Annotated in this window: 20 protein-coding genes; 16 read left to right on the forward strand and 4 right to left on the reverse strand. The window is 54.7% G+C overall.

Annotated features, from left to right (window positions below; genetic code table 11):
- Positions 1-10 precede the first annotated feature (10 nt).
- On the reverse strand, positions 11-2398 hold the full coding sequence (lon, locus tag BMZ14_RS11420) for an endopeptidase La (protein ID WP_074797894.1): 2388 nt from the start codon (positions 2396-2398) through the stop codon (positions 11-13).
- A gap of 320 nt (positions 2399-2718) precedes the next feature.
- Here lon and BMZ14_RS11425 point away from each other — a divergent pair, with 320 nt between their 5' ends.
- From BMZ14_RS11425 to BMZ14_RS11490, 15 genes are all read left to right on the forward strand, one after another.
- Positions 2719-3075, forward strand: coding sequence for an ArsR/SmtB family transcription factor (locus BMZ14_RS11425; protein ID WP_074797664.1), 357 nt, complete (start codon positions 2719-2721; stop codon positions 3073-3075).
- A gap of 19 nt (positions 3076-3094) precedes the next feature.
- On the forward strand, positions 3095-3568 hold the full coding sequence (locus BMZ14_RS11430; RefSeq protein WP_074797666.1) for an ArsI/CadI family heavy metal resistance metalloenzyme: 474 nt from the start codon (positions 3095-3097) through the stop codon (positions 3566-3568).
- 66 nt (positions 3569-3634) lie between these two features.
- Positions 3635-4843, forward strand: coding sequence for a chromate efflux transporter (chrA, locus tag BMZ14_RS11435; protein WP_256208597.1), 1209 nt, complete (start codon positions 3635-3637; stop codon positions 4841-4843).
- 130 nt (positions 4844-4973) lie between these two features.
- The gene (locus BMZ14_RS11440; RefSeq protein ID WP_074797668.1) at positions 4974-5345 is read left to right on the forward strand and encodes a cupin domain-containing protein; all 372 of its coding nucleotides are present in this window, start codon (positions 4974-4976) and stop codon (positions 5343-5345) included.
- A 245-nt stretch (positions 5346-5590) separates the two neighbouring features.
- Positions 5591-5752 carry a hypothetical protein gene (locus BMZ14_RS15160; protein WP_177186975.1) on the forward strand — a complete coding sequence of 54 codons (162 nt, stop codon included), beginning with the start codon at positions 5591-5593 and terminating at the stop codon, positions 5750-5752.
- A 127-nt stretch (positions 5753-5879) separates the two neighbouring features.
- Complete coding sequence (locus BMZ14_RS11445; RefSeq protein WP_074797896.1) at positions 5880-6251, forward strand: hypothetical protein; 372 nt, start codon at positions 5880-5882, stop codon at positions 6249-6251.
- Between the two features lie 200 nt (positions 6252-6451).
- Positions 6452-7870, forward strand: coding sequence for a TolC family protein (locus BMZ14_RS11450; protein WP_074797669.1), 1419 nt, complete (start codon positions 6452-6454; stop codon positions 7868-7870).
- 3 nt (positions 7871-7873) lie between these two features.
- The gene (locus BMZ14_RS11455) at positions 7874-9424 is read left to right on the forward strand and encodes an efflux RND transporter periplasmic adaptor subunit (RefSeq protein ID WP_074797670.1); all 1551 of its coding nucleotides are present in this window, start codon (positions 7874-7876) and stop codon (positions 9422-9424) included.
- A 61-nt stretch (positions 9425-9485) separates the two neighbouring features.
- Positions 9486-12701 carry an efflux RND transporter permease subunit gene (locus BMZ14_RS11460; RefSeq protein WP_074797671.1) on the forward strand — a complete coding sequence of 1072 codons (3216 nt, stop codon included), beginning with the start codon at positions 9486-9488 and terminating at the stop codon, positions 12699-12701.
- Positions 12702-12843: 142 nt separating this feature from the next.
- Positions 12844-14055 carry a DUF2863 family protein gene (locus BMZ14_RS11465; protein WP_074797674.1) on the forward strand — a complete coding sequence of 404 codons (1212 nt, stop codon included), beginning with the start codon at positions 12844-12846 and terminating at the stop codon, positions 14053-14055.
- A 68-nt stretch (positions 14056-14123) separates the two neighbouring features.
- A complete protein-coding gene (msrB, locus tag BMZ14_RS11470) occupies positions 14124-14543 on the forward strand; it encodes a peptide-methionine (R)-S-oxide reductase MsrB (RefSeq protein ID WP_074797675.1) in 420 nt (139 codons plus the stop codon).
- A 259-nt stretch (positions 14544-14802) separates the two neighbouring features.
- Positions 14803-15348, forward strand: coding sequence for a septation protein A (locus BMZ14_RS11475; RefSeq protein WP_074797677.1), 546 nt, complete (start codon positions 14803-14805; stop codon positions 15346-15348).
- Complete coding sequence (locus BMZ14_RS11480) at positions 15348-15650, forward strand: YciI family protein (RefSeq protein ID WP_074797900.1); 303 nt, start codon at positions 15348-15350, stop codon at positions 15648-15650. The genes BMZ14_RS11475 and BMZ14_RS11480 overlap by 1 nt, the downstream gene beginning before the upstream one ends.
- Before the next feature lie 11 nt (positions 15651-15661).
- Positions 15662-15925, forward strand: coding sequence for a BolA family protein (locus tag BMZ14_RS11485; protein WP_074797679.1), 264 nt, complete (start codon positions 15662-15664; stop codon positions 15923-15925).
- A 25-nt stretch (positions 15926-15950) separates the two neighbouring features.
- The gene (locus tag BMZ14_RS11490) at positions 15951-16748 is read left to right on the forward strand and encodes a peptidylprolyl isomerase (RefSeq protein WP_074797681.1); all 798 of its coding nucleotides are present in this window, start codon (positions 15951-15953) and stop codon (positions 16746-16748) included.
- 77 nt (positions 16749-16825) lie between these two features.
- Here BMZ14_RS11490 and alr read toward each other — a convergent pair whose 3' ends face one another.
- Complete coding sequence (alr, locus tag BMZ14_RS11495) at positions 16826-17899, reverse strand: alanine racemase (RefSeq protein WP_074797683.1); 1074 nt, start codon at positions 17897-17899, stop codon at positions 16826-16828.
- A gap of 142 nt (positions 17900-18041) precedes the next feature.
- Between alr and lplT the strand changes: the two genes are divergently transcribed.
- Positions 18042-19316, forward strand: coding sequence for a lysophospholipid transporter LplT (gene lplT / locus BMZ14_RS11500; protein ID WP_074797685.1), 1275 nt, complete (start codon positions 18042-18044; stop codon positions 19314-19316).
- Positions 19317-19329: 13 nt separating this feature from the next.
- On the opposite strand, the gene BMZ14_RS11505 is transcribed toward lplT, so the two are convergent.
- On the reverse strand, positions 19330-19830 hold the full coding sequence (locus BMZ14_RS11505) for a TPM domain-containing protein (RefSeq protein WP_074797687.1): 501 nt from the start codon (positions 19828-19830) through the stop codon (positions 19330-19332).
- Complete coding sequence (locus BMZ14_RS11510; RefSeq protein ID WP_074797689.1) at positions 19831-20730, reverse strand: TPM domain-containing protein; 900 nt, start codon at positions 20728-20730, stop codon at positions 19831-19833.
- Between the last annotated feature and the right edge of the window lie 30 nt (positions 20731-20760).

Raw genomic sequence — 20760 nt, forward strand, 5'->3', positions numbered from 1 at the left:
TTCGTCATGCTTAGACGAGCTTGAACTCAGACTCGGGACGACCGGCGCCCCGCTGGCCGAGCGAGGCCTGGATAGCGTCATCCACCGTTTCAAGAAAAACGAATTGCAATGTGGAACGCGTCGCTTCGGGTACCTCGCGCAAATCCTTCTCGTTACGCGCCGGCAGTAGTACTACGCGCAAACCGGCCCGTTGTGCGGCCAGTACCTTCTCCTTGATACCCCCCACCGGCAATACCAGTCCACGCAAGCTGATCTCGCCGGTCATCGCCACATCGTGATGCACGGGCCTATCGGTAAAAAGCGAAGCGAGCGCAACAAACATGGCGACCCCGGCGCTTGGACCGTCTTTTGGAATAGCGCCTGCAGGCACGTGCACATGCACGTCGATGCCATCAAACATTGCCGCCGGAATTCTTAAATCACCGGCGCTCGCCTTTACCAGGGTGAGCGCCGCCTGAGCACTTTCTTTCATTACCCCGCCTAGCTGACCCGTCAGAATAAGTTGCCCTCGCCCGCTCACCCGTGTCACTTCGATGAACAGAATATCCCCGCCAACGGGCGTCCATGCCAGACCGGTCGCCACCCCGGGAAGGCTGGCGCGCAATCCTATTTCGTGCTCGAACTTTGCGGGGCCAAGAATGGCGTCCAAATCCTTGGCCTCCACACGCACCTTAGGCTGCTCGCCATCAGCAATGCCATCGGCAATGCGCATGGCTGCATGGCGCATCACACGCCCGATCTCACGTTCGAATTGCCTTACCCCGGCCTCACGCGTGTAATTCGCAATAATGCTGTTCAGGGCTTCGACCGTTATTTCATACTGCTCTTCGTTCAGGCCATTTGCCTCGCGTTGACGTGCAACAAGATAACGCAGCCCGATCTGGAGTTTTTCCTCCCTCGTATAACCCGGGAGATCGATAATTTCCATGCGGTCCCGCACCGGGGGCGGCACGTTGTCAATCACATTAGCGGTGGCAATGAAGACGACGCGGCTCAAATCAAAGGGCGCGCCGAGGTAATTATCCCTGAAGGTCGCGTTTTGTTCCGGATCCAGCACTTCAAGTAGCGCCGCCGACGGATCGCCGTGAAGGCTAGCCGACATCTTGTCGACTTCATCCAGCATCATGACGCAGTTGCGCGCACCTGCCTTGCGAAGGCTCTGCACAATGGTTCCCGGCATGGCGCCGATATAAGTACGGCGGTGGCCGCGCATTTCGGCTTCGTCATGCACGCCGCCTAACGACACGCGCACGAATGGGCGCTGCAATGCGCGGGCGATGCTTTGGCCGAGCGAAGTCTTGCCCACTCCGGGCGGGCCGACAAAACATAGAATCGGCGCACGGCCCTGAGGTTTTAATTTTTGAACAGCCAGAAATTCGAGAATGCGTTGCTTCACGCGTTCAAGCCCGAAGTGATCGGCTTCAAGAATCTTGCGTGCGGCATTCAAGTCTATCGGCGGATCATCCGGTAACCGCCAGGGCAATTCCGTCATCCATTCGAGATAAGTATGGAGCATGGAATATTCGCTTGAGGCTGATGGCATACGCTTCAGCCGCTGCAATTCCTTTCTTGCCTGTGTCTCGACTTCCTGAGGCATGCCTGCCTTGGCAATGGCCTCATCCAGCTCTGCAATCTCCTGGTCGTCGCCTTCCGTTTCGCCCAGTTCCTTCTGGATCGTTTTCAATTGCTCGCGCAACAGAAATTTGCGTTCCCTGTCCTCCAGGTGCTCCTTGGTACGTTCACCAATCTCCTGCGACAGCCTGAGCACTTCAATGCGGCGCGACAGGATCTGGAGCACCTTTCGCAGCCTTTCCTCCGTGCTGACGGTCTCGAGCAACATTTGCTTCTCGGCCACTTCCGTGTCGAGCAGGCTGGCGGCAATGTCCGCCAGATGCGATGGCGCACGCGTAGCCTGTAGCGCGTGCGCCAGTTCCGCCGGCACACCTGGCAACAGGGACAGGATTTCTATAGTGCGCTCGCGCAATTGCACGGCAAGCGCCTCGGCCTCTGTTGATACTTCCACAGGCTCGCCGATACGTCTTACGCGGGCCGCCAAAAATGGATAGCCCTCAACCAGCTCCTCGATGCAAAACCGCTCCAAACCCTGGCAAACCGCATGACGCAGTCCGTCGGCCGAAGTGATATGCCGGACGATGCTGACTACCGTGCCCATGTTGAATAACGCTTCGACTCCCGGCTCATCGACACCCGCATCCTTTTGCAGAACGATGCCCAACGGGCCTTTAGCTTGCAGAGCATGCTCAACTGCAGCAATCGATCTGGCACGACCAACGGTGACAGCCGTCAATACATGGGGAAACAATACGATGTTACGCATGGGTACCAGCGCGATCACATTCTGGGGTAATTCGAGGCTGATTACGGCAGACTGTTCCATAACGGCTCCCTCGGCAATGAGCGGATGTTCACCAGTTGCACGCAGATGGGCCTGAGCCTTACGCGACTTGACCGGCGCGGGATGCACAAGCGCCCTGTGGTGACAAAACAGGGTGAAAAGCTGAAATTCACGCGTGCACGTTCCTAGTCTAGCATTGCTCGGTCGAGCGTCAACTTGTATCGGTCTCAAACGGACAAGACTTCCTTGACCAGCAGAGGAAACCCGCGGCGCTGCCTCCGACTCATGTACCTCGCCCCTGGCCACTCTGAGCGCCCCTCAAAAGATTTGACTTTATTCCATGTTTCTATTATTGTTGAATCATGGAAACTAAAGAAGCCGTAACCGCACTCGCAGCACTCGCCCAGGAAACACGCCTCTCGGTTTTCCGCCTGCTCGTTCAAGCGGGTCCCGAAGGCATGTCAGTGGGCAGCATCGGCGAAAAACTGGGTGTAGCCCCTGCGACCTTGTCCTTTCACCTGAAGGAACTCAGCCATGCGGGTCTGGTGACATCGCGCCAGGAAAGCCGTTTCATCTACTACATGGCCGACTTCGCGCAAATGGCGGCGCTGATGACGTTTCTTACCCGGAACTGCTGCAAGGGCATGCCGCAGGAGTGCCTGGCAGTGATGGAAACGGCGCTTGCGGGCTGCTGTGCGCCGACTTCAAGCCAAACCTAAACCTTGAAAGGAGCAAATCATGAAACGCTTTCATGTGCATGTGGCGGTTGATGACCTCAACGCAAACATCCGATTTTATTCGGCGGTATTCGGCGCTGGGCCTTCTGTGCTCAAGCCCGACTACGCAAAGTGGATGATGGAGGACCCGCGCATCAACTTCGCCATTTCGCAGCGGGGTGCAAAGGCAGGCCTGGACCATCTCGGGCTCCAGGTGGATACAGACGAAGAACTAAAGGCGTTGCGCAGCCAGGTGGCTGCTGCGGAGATCAGCCGGCATGAGCAGCCGGATGCAAGCTGCTGCTACGCGCGCTCTGACAAATACTGGATCACTGACCCGCAGGGGATTGCCTGGGAGACCTACCACACGCTAGGCGAGGCTGAGATATACGGCGCGGATAGCGCGACGAAAGCAGGTGAGGCAGCTGCGTGCTGCGCCCCGCCATCAAAGACTGTCAAGGCCGAAGACCGTAAAGCCGTTGCGAAGTGCTGCTAGCTGCCAATAGCAGCAGTTCAAGTAAAGAAGGGGGATGCCACCTGAATTGAGGTAAAAGGATTGCCCTTGCAAAAAACCTTGCGTGTCCGTAAAAACCAGAACTGGGAAGAGATCTTCAGCGCCTTTCTAAAGCTGGGACTCACCTCCTTTGGAGGACCGATAGCTCACCTGGGATATTTTCGGGATGAATTGGTCACTCGCCGCCGGTGGATGAGCGAAACGGCCTATGCTGATCTCGTCGCGTTATGCCAGTTTGTACCCGGTCCTGCCAGCAGTCAGGTAGGCTTCGCGCTAGGGCTGTCAAGAGGTGGATTCGTAGGCGCCATGATTGCCTGGGCTGCCTTTACGCTGCCTTCTGTTCTGTTCCTGCTGGTCTTCGCCTCTAGCGCGTTTGCGCTTGGGGGGCCGCTAGGCCAGGGCTTTATCCATGGCTTGAAGCTTGTGGCCGTAGCCGTCGTTGCGCAAGCTGTCTGGGGCATGGCGCGCAATCTTTGCCCTGATCGGGAGCGCGCCAGCATTGCAGTCGGCGCAGTACTGATGGCGGTCTTCTTGCCCACAACACTCGGACAGATCGGGGCCATCATCTCGGGCACCATTTGTGGGCTTTGGTTTTGTAAAAATTTGCCATTAGCAAACGCCGGGCATCTGAGCGTACGGCTTCCGAAGACGATAGCAGTTTTTGCATTGCTGAGCTTCTTCATCCTGCTCATCGCCTTGCCGTTTATTGCCGCGACATCTTCCTCGCAAACCGTCGCACTGTTCGAGGCGTTTTATCGGGCAGGCGCGTTGGTATTTGGTGGGGGTCATGTAGTTCTGCCATTACTTGAAGCAAGCGTGGTCGAAACCGGCTGGGTCAATGCGGACAGTTTTCTTGCAGGATACGGCGTAGTGCAGGCTGTGCCTGGACCGTTGTTTACCTTTGCTGCCTATCTTGGTGCCGTAGTCGCACCGGAGCCAAACGGAATTTTGGGAGCGATCATCTGCCTGATCGCGATATTTTTACCCGGAATGTTGCTGCTGGCAGGCGTGCTGCCATTCTGGGATGATCTTCGTAAAATAAGGGGGGCCCAAGCGGGCATGGCGGGCGCTAATGCAGCTGTCGTCGGGATTTTAGCCTCGGCTCTCTACCACCCGGTTTGGACCGGTGCAATCCTTGCCCCTCCAGACTTTGCGGTCGCACTCGCGGCATTCACCCTGCTGATTGCCTGGAAAGTTTCACCTTGGAAGGTGGTTTTGCTGACCGCGCTCGCCGGCATGGGCCTATCTCTACTATAAGAAATACCTCTCGATTTCTTGCGTCTCTTCTGGCACATTTGATGAACACTGTATGGGCCAGCATCCGGCGACGAACCTGTTATCAATGCCTTTCCTATTACACTACGCAATCTGCGCATCAGGAGCCTCAATGAAAGTTAAAGCCACCTTTGAAGAAGTACTGTCCCGCATTCCCGGTCCTGTCACCGCGGAGTGGCCGATGGGAGAGCGATTTGCCGTCGCCCTTGCTCACGGCACGATGTCTATCGAGTACTACGCGCCAATTGATCACGACCCGCAAACTCCGCATGAACAGGATGAGGTTTACTTCATCCACAGAGGAACGGGGGAACTTGTCATCAGCGGCGATCGCCATTCATTCAACGCCGGTGATTGCCTTTTCGTCCCTGCTCTCGTTGAGCACCGGTTCGAGAATTTCTCCGGCGATTTTGGAACATGGGTGGTATTCTGGGGACCAAAGGGAGGAGAAAAGAGCAGCGAAGGAGACAGCTTTTATCCATGAATTTGCTGCTTCACGATAGATTTTCCAACAGCAGGACCGCCCTTCCTTAGAGGGTATCAGGCGATGAAAAATCTTCCTTTGATCCGGTTCGGCCACACGAAGCCATGCCCGGCGTTTTAAATTTGGCAATCCTGTTACCGTGAATCTCGGCGGCGAATGGTAATCGTTTGTTCGTGAAAATCATCACGAACGCGACAGTTTATCCAGGCAATTCAGCCTGTATCCTTCGATGCAGCACCGGATCTATGCCGGATAGCGAGAATGCCGCTGCGGTGAGCCTGATGGCGGTAAATTTCACCAATGTCGAGCAGAGCGTGCCATTTGTGTTCACGCGAACCGGCGATTACATCGAGCAACTGCACGGTCTGGATAATTTTACCATCGAGCAGGCCAGGAGAACTTGTTGACCGTCCCGTCCAATTAGGCGAAGTGTTCGAATCATCCGGTCATCCTGTAGCATGCTGGACGCGTTGGCGAGATGCACGGAAACAAAAAATTGGCATTAGTCTCTATAGGGGATACAATCTGAACGCCATGAACAAGCGCCGCCATATTCGCTCCACCATGCTTGTATTATTTGTCTGCATACTGACAAATGCGTTTGGCTGGGCGTTCAATGGCGAGGTATTTGCTCATGAGCTTGATCATGAACATCATGTTCTTTCTCTTGATCCCGCTGCGCACCTTGAGGCACACCAACATGCCGGTATTAACGAGGACGGCCATATGGATGCGGCGACTCACCTGTGTCTCCACGCAGCCGGGCAATATCAGCCCTTTTTCCTGACTGCTCCCTTGATCGTCCCTGCTTCCGTCGGTATTGAAGTCTTGGCCTTATTTGTCTCCGGCATCATCCCGGAATCCATTCCAGATTCACCTCTGCATCCTCCTCGAAGCATTTCTTAAGTTAAGCCGTCGAGTTACTTGAGCCCGGATTGTTTATGCAATTTGGGTGTATGCCGCTGTACGAAAACAGGCGTCATGCATTGCCCTGTCTGGCGAGACTTACTTGACGGGCGCCAGCATGGTCCTGTGGCGATGACATGGCGTAGATGCGTAATCAAGTGGCAGTTGAGTGTTTCGCACAATGCTTGCGGAGGATTTCCATGAACTTTGACCGGTTGTTCACGGCGTCACGATGCATGGCGCCATGTGGATGGCTTATTCTCGCGCTGACTTGCCCTTCAGCAATTGCAGAAAACAGTTTTCCCGGTGGCGTCCCGGGCAAAGACATAAACTTCTCAATGGGGCACCCGCTTGAGGCAGAAAGCGATCTCACCATGAAAAATGCCGTACGCCTCGCGCTACAGCAAAATCCTGAACTGGCCTCTTTCGACAAGGAAGTACGCGCTCTGGAAGGGGCAACCTTGCAAGCGGGTCTGCTGCGAAATCCAGACGTATCCCTGAATATCGACAATGTTGGAAATATGGGGGTCAGTCAGGGGCGCGGCGCACCACCAGGCGCGACCATCAAGGAAAACGTCGAACAGCAGGATTTGATCTTTCGCATCAGCCAACTGATCGAGCTTGGCGGAAAACGCGCAGCTCGGGCATATGCCGCATCGCTCGGACAGGAATTGGCAGGCAAGGATTTTGAAACTAAACGGCTGGAACTCATCGCCCGGGTAGCAAACACATTCATGGAAGTGCTGGCTGGTCAGGAGCAATTGCGGCTGGCGGAAGAGAGCCAGCAACTGGCACAGAAAGTGGTGGATACCGTAAAGAGGCGAGTTCTGGCGGGAAAAGTGCCTCCCATCGAGGAGACCAAGGCAGGAGTCGCCTTTTCCACCACGCAGATTGCCTTGGGACAGGCGCGGCGGGAACTGGCAGCTGCCCGCCAACGGCTGGCTCTGCTATGGGGCGACGCTTCGCCTCGATTTGGAAGGGTCTTGGGAAACCTCGAATTACTCACCACTTTGCCAAATTTCGAAGCACTTTCCGAGAGTGTCCTGGCGAGCCCGATGGCGGGTCGTGCCAGGAAAGGGATAGAGCACCGCAAGGCGCTGCTGGAGGTGGAACAGACACGCCGCGTGCCAAACATCACGATCGGCGGCGGCATGATCAAACATTGGGAATCGGGCGGAACGACGGGCGTGGTCGGAATCTCCATGCCCCTGCAGATTTTCGACCGGAACCAGGGAAATGTACGGGAAGCGCATGAACGTCTGAATAAAGCGCTTGATGAACAGGCCGCCACCGACTTGCGGCTCAAGACCGAGCTAGTGCAGGCTTACGAGACTTTATCGGCCGTACAGAACGAAATCACGATATTGCGCAGCGAAATATTGCCTGCGGCAAAGAGTGCTTTCGAAGTTACCAACAAGGGTTATGAACTCGGCAAATTCGGCTTTCTGGAGGTGCTCGATGCGCAACGCACCCTGTTCCAGAATCAGGTCCTGTATGTGCGCGCACTCGCAAATCACCATCGCCTGGTAAATGAAATAGAACGCCTGACCGCGGCGCCGATTGACGGCATTCCCAGTGCGCCGACCGATGGACGCGCCGACCTGGAATACAAGGAGTAGACGGTGGAGAACAAAAAACGACTCATTCCAATCATTGCCGTGATCGCCATAGGAATAGCACTGGGCGGTCTTATTCTCACACTGGATAAAACAGCGCAACCTACCTCAACCGGGTCTGAAACCGATGCCGGAGCTGAAGCGGCCGACGTCGAGGATTCTGCCGATAAACGTGGATCCTCAAAGGGCGACACTGACTCTCGATACCGCGCAGGCCCAAAAGGAGGCAAACTGTTCACAACAGATGAACTCGGCCTGGAAGTGACCATTTTCGAAAAGGGCGTCCTGCCGCGGTTCCGGCTTTATCTGTATGAAAATGGCAAGCCGCTACCCCCTTCTGCCGCCAAAGTTACCGTAACACTGTCACGGCTTGGCGCCCCTGCTCAGGTATACAAGTTCAAGCCTGAGGTCGATTACCTGGTGGGCGACCAAATAGTAGAGGAGCCTCATTCGTTCGATGCCGCAATTGCCGCCGAGTGGAAGGGAAAAACCTTTCACTGGAAATATAGCCAGGTCGAAGCCCGCGTGGAAATGCCCGACGAAATGCTGAAAAGCATTGGCGTCGAAATACTGACGGCCGGGCCGGCGATCATCAAACAGACGCTCAAGCTGCCCGGCGAGATCATCTTCAATGAACACGCTATTGTGCAGGTAGTACCTCGCTTGCCGGGAATCGTCACGTCCGTCGAGCGTCATCATGGTCAGCAAGTAAAGAAGGGAGATGTTCTTGCGGTCATCGAGAGCCAGGCACTCGCTGAGCTGCGCAGCCAATATCGTGTGGCCCGAAAGCGATTGGCACTGGCACGCACTACCTATGAGCGAGAGAAGCGGCTCTGGGAGGAGAAAATTTCCGCCAAACAGGACTATCTCATGGCACAAACGTTGTGGAATGAGGCGGAGATAGCACTGGACCTTGCTTCGGTAAAGCTTGCCGCACTGGGCGTACAGCCCGAATCGGATTCATACGGAAGCACCTTGGCGCGCTATGAAATCCGCGCACCTATCTCCGGGCTCGTCATTGAAAAATCCATCGCATTGGGACAAACACTCAAGGAAGACAGCAATATCTTCACCATTGCCGATGTATCGACAGTGTGGACGGCAATAACGGTTTACCCGCGAGATGTAGCGGCGGTCAAGGTCGGTCAAAAAGCGATAGTCAAAGCGACTGCATCGGATATCAAGGGACAAGGCGCCGTCACCTTCATAACAGCCTTGGTGGGCGGGCAAACGCGCAACGCCACTGCGCGGATCGAGCTCGAAAACAAGGACGGCAAATGGCGTCCTGGCATGTTTGTAAATGCGGAATTGGTGACCGAAGAAATCCAGGTTCCCGTTGCGGTATCCACAACCGCTATTCAAACATTCAATGAGTGGACGGTGGTGTTCGGCCGCTACGGCCAATACTTCGAAGCACGTCTGCTGGAACTGGGCCGCAGCGACGGCAACATGGTAGAGGTGCTGGAGGGATTTCGCGCAGGAGAACAATACGCAGGGGGCAACAGTTTTGCGATCAAGGCTGAGCTGGGCAAATCAGGCGCAACTCACGACCACTGACCAATGACTACCCGAGAATCTCACCGTTCCAGGGGCGAAAAGACCGGCCCGAACTCATATCATGATTGAACATATTCTACGAATATCGATCCAGCAACGCGGCCTGGTCCTCATGGCGGTAACAGGAATGGCCATGCTGGGATTCTACAGCTATCAGAAACTACCCATCGATGCGGTGCCGGATATTACCAACGTGCAGGTACAAATCAACACGCACGCGCCGGGTTACTCTCCTGTCGAGGCAGAGCAGCGTGTAACGTTTCCGATCGAGATTATCATGGCCGGACTCCCCAATCTTGAGTATACGCGTTCGCTCTCACGCTACGAATTGTCGCAGGTCACTGTTATTTTCAAGGATGGGACCGATATCTACCTTGCTCGCCAGTTAGTGGGTCAACGAATTGAGGAGGCAAAAGACCGGCTACCCGCTGGCGTCGAGCCAACAATGGGTCCTATCTCCACGGGACTGGGTGAGATCTTCATGTGGTCGGTTGACGCCGAAAAGGGAGCGGCCAAACCTGATGGCTCGGCATATACCCCAACCGACCTGCGTGAAATTCAGGACTGGATCATCCGGCCGCAACTACGCCTGGTGCCAGGCGTCACGGAAATCAACTCCATCGGTGGTTATGTCAAACAGTTTCATGTAGCACCCTACCCCGAAAAGCTGATCTCTTTGGGATTAACCCTGCAGGATGTGGTTACCGCACTGGAACGCAACAACCTCAATGTCGGAGCAGGTTATATTGAAAAAAGCGGCGAACAGCATCTGGTTCGCTTGCCCGGGCAGGTAACCAACCTGGACGAGATCGGTAACATCCTGCTCGGTTCACGGCTGGGAATACCCATACGCATCAGCGACGTGGCGGACATTCTGATAGGCAAGGAGTTGCGCACCGGCGCAGCTACCCAGAACGGTGGTGAAGTGGTTCTCGGCACAGCGCATATGCTGATCGGTGAAAATAGCCGTGCCGTTGCTCAAGCAACGGCAGAAAAACTTGCGGATATCAATCGCACGTTGCCTGAAGGCGTGGGTGCCACTCCTGTTTATGATCGCACTATCCTGGTGGACAAAACCATCCGGACAGTGGCAACCAATCTGTTCGAAGGCGCTGTGCTGGTAATCGTCGTGCTATTCCTGTTTCTGGGTAATCTGCGCGCGGCGATCATTGCTTCGCTCGTCATTCCGCTCTCTATGCTGTTCACCTTCAGCGGTATGGTGGTCAGCAACGTCAGCGCCAATCTGATGAGTCTGGGCGCACTTGATTTCGGCCTCATCGTGGACGGCGCCATCGTCATCGTCGAGAACAGTATGCGCCGCCTGGCTCATGAACAGATACGGCTCGGGCGGGAGTTGACTCCCACCGAGCGCATGGCGGCGGTATTCGACGCCACCAGGGAAGCACGACGGGTGCTCATCTATGGCGAGCTTATTATCATGGTCGTTTACTTTCCCATCTTCACGCTGTCGGGAGTGGAAGGAAAAATGTTTCATCCGATGGCTATCACAGTGGTAACGGCCCTGCTGGGTGCGATGATTCTCTCCGTAACATTCGTCCCGGCGGCGATCGCGCTCTTTCTCTCAGGCAAAGTGGCGGAAAAGGAGAGCGCGGCGGTTGTATGGGCAAAAAAAGCTTATGTACCCGCGTTGGGCGCGGCAATGCGCAACAAGGGCCTGACGGTGACGATAGCCGTGGTGATCGTGACACTATCCGGCCTGCTGACGACAAGGATGGGTAGTGAGTTTGTGCCCAGCCTCAACGAGGGTGATATCGCGCTCCACGCGATCCGTATTCCCGGCACAAGCCTGACGACGGCTATCGAAATGCAAGATGAACTGGAAAAAACAATCAAGACGTTTCCCGAAGTGGAACTGGTTTTCGCCAAGATAGGAACCGCGGAGATTGCGACCGACCCCATGCCGCCAAGTGTCGCGGATACTTTTGTCATGCTTAAACCTGAATCGGAATGGCGGGAACAGTACCGGACAAAGGCAGAACTGATTACCGCGCTGGAACAAGCAGTCCGGAAAGTGCCGGGCAATAACTACGAGTTCACGCAGCCCATACAAATGCGTTTTAACGAATTACTGTCGGGCGTGCGCGCCGATGTTGCAGTAAAAGTGTTCGGTGATGATATGGACACGCTATTCACCGTCGCCGGACAGATAGAGAAGCTCCTGGAAACAGTTCCTGGAGCAGCGGATGTGAAAATCGAGCAACTTACCGGCTTGCCGGTGCTCACGGTTAAATCCGATCGCGCAAAACTTGCGCGTTACGGCTTGAATGTAGCTGACGTACAGGACGCGGTAGCCGTTGCGGTCGGCGGACAGAATGCCGGTACTATCTTCGAGGGGGACCGCCGCTTCGAATTGCAGGTCCGGCTCCCCGAACAACAGCGCAGCGACATCGAGGCACTCAAGCGTTTGCCGATCGGCCTGCCCGCTTCAGGCACGCGCGCCGGGGCAAACGTTCAAGATGCTCCAAATGCTCCTTCAGGCAGCTTGCCTGCTTACGTTCGATTGGACGAGGTGGCCAGCCTCGAGGTTGTCCAGGAACCCAATCAGGTGAGCCGGGAAAATGGCAAGCGAAGAGCGGTCGTTACTGCAAACGTGCGTGGCCGGGACCTGGGTTCCTTCGTCGAGGAAGCGGAAAAGCTCGTTGGAGAGAGAGTACAGATTCCGCCCGGATACTGGCTGACATGGGGTGGCCAATTCGAGCAGATGATTTCCGCTGCCGAGCGGCTCCAGGTAGCTATTCCTCTGGCCCTGGGGCTGATACTGATGTTGCTTTATGCCATGTTCGGAAACTATCGGGACGGCCTGCTGATGTTTACGGGCGTCCCGTTCGCGCTAAGCGGCGGTGTATTGGCCTTGTGGTTGCGCGATATACCCCTGTCCATTTCCGCCGGCGTGGGATTCATCGCCCTGTCGGGTGTGGCAGTGCTGAACGGTCTGGTCATGCTGTCTTTTATCCGGCATTTGCGTGGGCAGGGCCAGTCGCTGGACGACGCAATAACCAACGGTGCCCTCAGCCGCTTGCGTCCGGTGCTCATGACGGCGCTGGTCGCGGCCCTCGGGTTCGTTCCGATGGCCCTCGCTACAAGCATAGGCGCGGAAGTGCAACGCCCTTTAGCAACGGTGGTAATCGGAGGTGTCTTGTCGTCCACCGCGCTGACTCTGCTGGTGTTGCCGGTCTTGTATCGGCTTGCCCATAGCCGGGATGCTTCTGGGGCCGCGTCCTCTGATGGGAGCTCGCAATTTCAAGGGTTACCGTGAATCCCGCCAGCGCTAACACCGCCCCATTCCACGATATTCGCGCCAAAGCCCTTCACGCCCGGATTTCACTCAGGGCTGGTGAGCGCCGTATAAGGGACGAATTTGGGTTAAAATATTTTTTTGACCTTTAGGGCGCCACTTCATGAAAAAAACCCGCGTCCCTCACCGCACCAAATCACCACGCGTAGTTCAGGAACTGTCTCGCCTGGCGGCTGGGCTTGCCGCATCGGGGAGCCGCATAGAGGACGCATTTTGGGAAAACCGGCTAGCGGCGAAGATACACGCCCAGTTGCGCACGGGTGACGACCAGAATCTCGAGGCCGCGCTGGATCACCTTTATGACAGTGATCCTTCGGGTTACAGCGAATTTATTTACGCCATAGAGGCAGCAATAGAGTGCAGCATATTTACACACGATGATCGCCGCTATGATGTGCTGATGATTGCCGTGCCGGTACTGACCTGGTCGCGCTTTTCGATTCCTTCGGGGCCAATAGCAGAACCGATGCTCGAGAATTTGAGAACGCAGTTGCAAACACATGTGCTGGCGGAGAATGTTCAGTTCGTGCTTGCGGACTGCCTGTTCAGCCCCGACCAATTGCCGCGCGGTTATCACCTTACACATGAGCTGGCAGGGAAGTTATGGGCTGCCGCAGTCGCAGGAGAACGCTGTTTTCATATGAATCCACGCCAACTGGCCGAAACCGGGCGTTTTCTTTCCGACACCCGCTATCTTCTCGGCGCGATTGCAGTGCCGCAGGGAAAGCCCATGTTCCGCTGGCAGGCGGAGGGAAGCGAGACAAGAGGTGGCAATCCGGCTGCTCCAAAGTTTTCAAAAAAAGAAATCGTGCAAGCATGGCAGACGCATGGCGGCGAAGCGCTGCGAATTCTATTCCAGGGCTGCGCGTTCGAATTGCTGGTACCCGATGGCTTTTTTTCGGCATGGCGCATGGCCGACCGCCTGGCGCGGCCCTATTCCATGCATGCCACGGTTGATTTTTTGCAAACCACCCTGAATATTTCCGCAAGCAGGCTCCGGGCGGTAGTCGCGCCCTTTTATGACCAGTGGCTGGAGGAATATCGCATAAGTTTTACGCTCAAGGAGCGCGACGACGTACTCTACGGCATAGTCTGGGCACTAGTCGGGGATGAAGACGAAAACAGCGATATTGTGGGACAAATCGAGACAACATTGCGGGAATGCGGCATAGCACATACCACCCTGTTGCAGAATCGCTTCCTTCTGGAGTACTGCGAAGAATGCGGCGCACCGCTGTTTCCGAATCCTGAAGGAGAAGTGGTGCACGCCGAGTTTCCGGAAGAGGGTGAAGTTGCCCCAATACACTTACACTGATTCCAAGCTTCGGATATGGTCTTCGAATATACGAAGTCCGCAGCGTAAATTTTTTGTGGAGAAGGAGCATGAGCGAAAAAATCAGAAAATCCGAACAGGAATGGAAAACGCAGCTCACGCCTCAGCAGTATCATGTCAGCCGCGAAAAAGGCACTGAATCCGCCTTTACCGGCGAATACTGGGACTGCCACGACTCCGGCATATATCGTTGCGTCTGTTGTGGAACCGCCTTGTTCGACGCGAATACCAAATTCGATTCCGGTACAGGTTGGCCTTCATTCTGGCAACCCATCGACCAGACAAACATCGTGGCGGAGAAAGATCACAGCTTTTTCATGCGCAGGACAGAAGTGTTGTGTGCTCACTGCGACGCGCATCTCGGCCATGTGTTTGAGGATGGCCCCGCCCCTACCGGATTGCGCTACTGCATCAATTCCGCGTCCCTCAAGCTCGATCGCGGCTCCGCTGATCAGCGGCCTGGCGGTTAATAACGTAAGGGCAGAACCGGATATAGTGCGATGCGCTTCGGCTGTTGGCATACCTGGGGGAGGATCGCTCCAGCCGTTATTACTTGTTCGAATCCGGTTCGTTGGTTGAAACGGCAGTAATGCCAATTATGCTCCGCGAGATCAAAGTCACGATATCAAACGCCTATCGTCTAAATCAATCAATATATTCGATAGATTTTTCCCTTTGTAACCGCGATAATTGGCTCATCAGGCAATTATTGTCGGCTTGCTCCATATCATGAAATTTCTTTTTGATCTTTTTCCTGTAATCCTGTTTTTCATTACTTTCAAGATCTATGGTATTTACGCCGCTACTGCTGTAGCCATTGCCGCCACTTTTGTGCAAATCGGCTGGGTGTGGTTCCGTCACGGCAAGGTGGACAAAATGCTGTGGGTGAGCCTCGTTCTCATTGTTGTCTTCGGTAGTGCAACACTGATTCTGCAGGATGAGACTTTCATCAAGTGGAAACCATCAGTGCTTTACTGGCTTTTCGCCGTCGCATTATTGCTGGCCCATGCGATTTTCAAGAAGAATTTGATTCGCGCGATGATGAAAGAACAGATTACCCTGCCCGAACCGGTTTGGGGCCGTCTGAACGCCAGTTGGGCCGCCTTTTTTGCATTGATGGGCGCCGCCAATCTTTACGTGGCCTTCAATTACTCCACCGAAACCTGGGTCAACTTCAAGCTGTTCGGATTTATGGGCCTGATGCTGGCTTTTGTCCTGTTACAAGGTTTGATGCTCGGAAAGTATATGGAGAGCAACGACGATAAAGAGACATGATGCTCTACGCGATAAGCGGGGAAGATGTTCCCGATAGCCTGGAAAAGCGGCTGGCCGTGCGTCCCGCGCACCTGGAACGTGTCAAGGCATTGCAGGAAGAGGGCCGTCTTGTCCTGGCGGGTCCATACCCGGCAATTGACAGCCCGGACCCCGGTCCCGCCGGATTTTCCGGCAGTCTGATCGTGGCCGAATTTGAATCGCTCGAAGCCGCGCGAGCCTGGGCGGAAGCCGATCCCTATTCCACTTCTGGCGTGTATGGCAAACTGATGATCAGGCCATTCAAAAAAGTTTTGCCCCCATAAATAATAAGCCGATGAGCACGATGGAACTGATCAGGGAGAAGCTTTCCGTGCTTGAGCCCGTAAAGATTGAAATTCTGGATGAAAGCCCAAGGCATGCGGGCCATGCGGGCGCCAAAAGCGGAGGAGGGCATTATCTGCTTACCATAGTCTCCCCGAAATTTGCCGGCAAGTCGGCATTGGAGCGGCACCGTCTGATATATACGGCGCTTCAGGAGATGATGCACAAGAATATTCACGCGTTGAGTGTAAAGGCGTATACTCCCGAAGAAATTTAATTTGATCTACTGACAAGGAAGCCCCATGCATTTTTTGAAATTTTCTCAACTAACCGCGCTGGGTATTTCTGGGCTGATTGCCGTAACCGCTGTTCACGCTCAGTCCGGCTCAACCATGGCGAAGGTGAACGGCGTGGCGATTCCTCAGTCGCGCCTCGAACTCATCTTGAAGGCACGTACCGCCCAGGGTCAGCCCGACACTCCTGAAACACGGAAAGCCCTGCGCGAAGATCTCATCACCGAGGAGGTGATAGCTCAGGAAGCGAAGAAAAAAGGATTGGATAAAGACCCCGATTTCATAACCCAGATGGAAATGGCGCGCCAGACAGCGCTCGTCCGGGCGTACCAGATAGATTACATTAAAAAACATCCGGTCAGCGATGAAGAACTGCGCAAGGAATATGAAGCGGTAAAGACCCAGATGGGTGATAAGGAATACAAGGCGCACCATATTCTGGTTGCTACCGAAGAGGAAGCCAAGGATATCATTGCCAATATCAAAAAAGGCACCAAGCTTGAGAAGATCGCCGAGGAAAAATCCCTCGATACAGGCAGCAAAAATAAGGGTGGCGAACTCGACTGGAGTCCCGCTGCAAGTTATGTCCAGCCCTTCGCGGAAGCCTTGACCAAAATGACCAAAGGACAGCTTACCCAGCAGCCGGTCAAAACCCCCTTTGGCTGGCATGTAATCCGGCTGGATGACGTGCGGCCACTGAAGGTCCCCCCATTCGAGGAAATAAAGCAAAATCTGGCGCAACGTGTATTGCAACGGGAGTTCGCAGCATCAGTCGGCGATCTGCGCGGCAAGGCGAAAGTCGAATAGTCTTGAAAGTCAGTAGCATTGAAAAAAGGCAGTCTCGGCTGCCTTTTTTTTCGCCCCATTTCCAGGACCTGATCGAACTATGTTAATTTTTGCATCCTCGGCGCCAACGCACAAAGGAGCTCATAGCTTACCGTACCCGCCGATTGTGCCACCTCGTCTACAGGCATTCCTTTTCCCCAGAGGGTTACCGGACTACCCACTCCGGCATCCCCTATTTCGCTCAGATCGACATGCAACATATCCATCGATATACGCCCGACGACACGGGTACGTTTTCCGTTCACCATTACAGGGGTACCGGTGGGTGCATGGCGAGGGTAGCCATCGGCGTAACCGCCGGCGACAACTCCAACGCGCATAGATCGACTGGTGCGAAAAGTATGTCCGTATCCCACGCCGTCCCCCGCTTTTAGCGTTTGCACCGCAATGATCTTGCTCAATACCGTCATTGCCGGAAGCAGATCCAATTCGCTGGCAGCGGTATCCATAAATGGCGACGCGCCATAAAGCATGATGCCGGGACGTACCCAGTCTGCATGCGTTTCGGGAAAACGTAGAATGGCGGCGGAATTTGCCAATGACCGCGGTAGATGCCGTCCGTTGGCGACCGCATTGAAACGCTGTAACTGCACACCAATGCTATCGTTCCTGCAAGGTTCATCGGCACTGGCGAAATGAGTCATAAGCGTGATCTGTTTCACTGCAGGATGGGCCTTGAGCGTTTCCAATACAGCGGGAAATTCCTCAGGCGTGAATCCCAGGCGGTTCATGCCGGTATTGAGCTTCAAGAATACGCTCAATTCCCCGCGCAGCCTTGATGCAGATAGCATGGCAAGTTGTTCACTGTGATGAATTACCGCGCTCAAATGGTATTGCTCGATCAGCGCCAGTTCATCTGGATCAAAAAAACCTTCGAGCAGCAAAATGACCTGGCGATATCCTGCTTCCCGCAGGCGTACGGCAGCATCCAGTTCGAGCATGGCGAACCCGTCGGCACGTGCCAGCGCCTCTGCTGCGCGCAGCAAGCCGTGACCATACGCGTCCGCTTTGATAACGGCCATTACACGCGAATGGGGAGCATGACGGCGAACGACCGACAGATTATGTTCGAGCGCTGACAGATCAATCAGCGCCTGGATAGGACGCGGCATCGGTGTTCAGGAAGATTTAATCATTGGGCGCCGGAGCAGGTGGATTTCAACTGGCCGGCATGAGCGTTTTGATGATATAGCCTGGATGAGCATTGTATAATTCCGTGCCTGAGCAAGGACAAGTTCCAGCAAGGAGAATAGTTTGAAACGCGGATTTTATACCATTATGGCAGCCCAGTTTTTTTCTTCGCTGGCGGACAATGCGCTGCTGGTGATTGCCATCGCGCTTCTGCTAGAGCTGCACGCTCCCGCTTATCTCACACCCATGCTCAAATTTGTATTCGTCCTGTTCTATGTGATTCTCGCTCCTTTCGTTGGGGCTTTTGCGGACTCGATGGCAAAGGGACGGGTAATGTTCATCAGTAACGCCATCAAGATCATTGGCTGCAGCCTGCTTTTTCTGGCAGCGCACCAGTACTTCGCTCTGGCCGCCTATGCAGTCGTCGGACTCGGCGCTGCCGCCTATTCCCCGGCGAAGTATGGAATACTGACTGAACTGCTTCCCCCCGAAAAGCTTGTCATTGCCAACGGCTGGATCGAGGGCTTAACGGTAGCTTCCATCATATTGGGAACCGTCTTTGGCGGGTTGCTTATCTCACCCGCAATCTCGGCAGTACTTCTGGCGTTTGATTTTCCGCTCATAGACACGGGTGTGGACACCGTACCGGAAGCCAGCATCCTTCTCATCGCCATATTTTATACTACTGCCGCCATATTCAATCTATACATTCCCAACACTGGAGTCGACCATCGCATTCTCAAGAAAAACCCGCTATTCCTTATGCATGAGTTCGGGCATTGCCTGAACCTGCTATGGAAAGACAAACTGGGACAGATTTCGCTGGCGGTTACAACACTGTTTTGGGGCGCCGGCGCGACGCTGCAATTTATTGTGCTGAAATGGGCGGATGCTGCGCTGGGTTATCCGTTAAGCAAAGCGGCACAGCTACAAGGTGTGGTCGCCGTCGGGATTGCGATCGGCGCGATTATTGCAGCCCGAGTGGTGTCGCTCCGCAATTCCGTAAAAGTCATTCCTCTCGGCATTGCCATGGGTATTGTGGTGATGGCCATGATTCTTGCGCAAAACCTGTGGATTGCGATTCCGCTTTTAATGCTGATAGGCGGATTGGCGGGGTTTTTTGTCGTACCGATGAACGCGTTATTGCAGCACCGCGGGCATATCCTGATGGGCGCGGGCCACTCCATTGCAGTACAAAATTTCAACGAGAACCTCAGCATTCTCACCATGCTGGGGTTATATGCAGTATTGGTGAGCTTCGACGTCCATGTTTATACCGTTATTGTTCTATTCGGTCTATTTGTCGCAGTGATCATGGCCTTGATACGGCAATGGCACCTGCGCAACCAGAGTATTGAAGACTCTTTACATTTGATTGGCGCCCATAAGGGACATTGAAGCGTCCTGTGTGCTACAGGATAACAGGTCTATCAGGCAGTTCATTTTCTCCAGCCTTCCGTTCCGTCGCGAAGTACTCCTGCAAATGGGTGCCAATAGCACCTATTCCCGTAATGACACCTGATTCAAATTGCCCCTCACGAAAAGCCGTTTCCATTTGGCGGCATATCGCTTCCCAAGCCTCATTGCCGACCCTGCTGGCAATTCCACGATCAGCTATGATTTCAACGTCATGATCGGCGAGCAGCAGGTAAATGAGCACGCCGTTGTTATGTTCGGTATCCCAGACGCGGAGTTGGGAAAATACCTCTATCGCGCGCTCGCGCGCCGGCTGATCTGCCATTAGAGGCAGCGTATCAAGCGCCGCCTCCACCGCGAACACGATTTCTCCGTCGTTGCTGATCTCGGATTGCCGGATGGCTTTTTCGATCGCCGCAAGGGCAGTATCAGGAAATATGCGCCGTACCGCCCGAGGGCCAGTGAAAAGATGTCGAAGTATACGAGAGAAATTCATTTACCATCTGCCCGATGCGCCACCACCACCGAAGCCACCGCCGCCGCCGCTAAAGCCACCACCGCCAAAGCCACCACCCCCGAAACCGCCTCTACCGCCCATGCCGCCAAAGCCTCCAGGCCAAACACCGCGGCCTCCCCTGGAAACTCCTCCGCCGGGATACCCGAACAAGCTTATGAAAAAGGCAGAAACTGCGGCAACTATGCCGATGAGCAGGGAAGAGAAAATCAGCCAGCCTATAAAACCAGCCGCAGCGCTCGTCAGGGTGGCGCCAATAAAACGTCCTACGAAGGACTGCAATATCCTGGCGATGACGATGAGTATTATGAAAACGAAAATAATATTGTTCAGGAAAACATCGGCAACCGCGCCGGTACCATCGCCCCTGGCATGCCTGGTGCGGGGCGGAGGCAGCGCTTCCCCCTCTATCACACGCGCTATTCGCTCGATTCCGGCATCAATGGCCCCTGCGAAATTTCCCCGCTTGAGCTCGGGAATAATTGTTTCATCGGTTATGCGCTTTGCGATGGCATCTGGCAGCACCCCTTCCAAGCCATAGCCGACTTCCAGCCGTACCGTCCTGTCCTGCTTGGCGATCAGCAGCAGGACACCGTCATCGACGCCCTTGCGTCCCAGCTTCCAGGCCTCGACGACGCGAATTGAATATTGTTCGATGGTTTCAGGATGAGTGGTGGGAACGATCAGTACCGCAATCTGGCTGCCTTTCCTGGTTTCGAATTCCCTCAGCTTATGCTCCAGTTGCGCGGCCTCATTCGCGGAAAGGGTGCCAGTCAGATCGGTGACACGGGACACAAGGGGCGGGATCGCCACGTCCGCCATCAAAGAGACGGAAAAAAGCAGAACGATGAGTGCGAGGATTTTTCTCCCGGCTTGAATCATAAATAAATGTGCCTGTGAACCAATCCCGGT

The organism is Nitrosospira briensis (genome assembly GCF_900115125.1).
GTDB classification, from domain to species: Bacteria; Pseudomonadota; Gammaproteobacteria; order Burkholderiales; family Nitrosomonadaceae; genus Nitrosospira; species Nitrosospira briensis_A.

Coding starts and splice junctions, on each gene's coding strand:
- BMZ14_RS11465 (WP_074797674.1), top strand. CDS start 12,844: ATGAAAAAAACCCGCGTCCCTCACCGCACCAAATCACCACGCGTAGTT.
- alr (WP_074797683.1), bottom strand. CDS start 17,899: ATGCCGCGTCCTATCCAGGCGCTGATTGATCTGTCAGCGCTCGAACAT.
- BMZ14_RS11445 (WP_074797896.1), top strand. CDS start 5,880: ATGAACAAGCGCCGCCATATTCGCTCCACCATGCTTGTATTATTTGTC.
- BMZ14_RS11480 (WP_074797900.1), top strand. CDS start 15,348: ATGCTCTACGCGATAAGCGGGGAAGATGTTCCCGATAGCCTGGAAAAG.
- BMZ14_RS11510 (WP_074797689.1), bottom strand. CDS start 20,730: ATGATTCAAGCCGGGAGAAAAATCCTCGCACTCATCGTTCTGCTTTTT.
- BMZ14_RS11460 (WP_074797671.1), top strand. CDS start 9,486: ATGATTGAACATATTCTACGAATATCGATCCAGCAACGCGGCCTGGTC.
- BMZ14_RS11475 (WP_074797677.1), top strand. CDS start 14,803: ATGAAATTTCTTTTTGATCTTTTTCCTGTAATCCTGTTTTTCATTACT.
- BMZ14_RS11490 (WP_074797681.1), top strand. CDS start 15,951: ATGCATTTTTTGAAATTTTCTCAACTAACCGCGCTGGGTATTTCTGGG.
- msrB (WP_074797675.1), top strand. CDS start 14,124: ATGAGCGAAAAAATCAGAAAATCCGAACAGGAATGGAAAACGCAGCTC.
- BMZ14_RS11485 (WP_074797679.1), top strand. CDS start 15,662: ATGAGCACGATGGAACTGATCAGGGAGAAGCTTTCCGTGCTTGAGCCC.
- BMZ14_RS11450 (WP_074797669.1), top strand. CDS start 6,452: ATGAACTTTGACCGGTTGTTCACGGCGTCACGATGCATGGCGCCATGT.
- BMZ14_RS11440 (WP_074797668.1), top strand. CDS start 4,974: ATGAAAGTTAAAGCCACCTTTGAAGAAGTACTGTCCCGCATTCCCGGT.
- BMZ14_RS11505 (WP_074797687.1), bottom strand. CDS start 19,830: ATGAATTTCTCTCGTATACTTCGACATCTTTTCACTGGCCCTCGGGCG.
- BMZ14_RS11425 (WP_074797664.1), top strand. CDS start 2,719: ATGGAAACTAAAGAAGCCGTAACCGCACTCGCAGCACTCGCCCAGGAA.
- BMZ14_RS15160 (WP_177186975.1), top strand. CDS start 5,591: ATGCCGGATAGCGAGAATGCCGCTGCGGTGAGCCTGATGGCGGTAAAT.
- BMZ14_RS11430 (WP_074797666.1), top strand. CDS start 3,095: ATGAAACGCTTTCATGTGCATGTGGCGGTTGATGACCTCAACGCAAAC.
- lon (WP_074797894.1), bottom strand. CDS start 2,398: ATGGAACAGTCTGCCGTAATCAGCCTCGAATTACCCCAGAATGTGATC.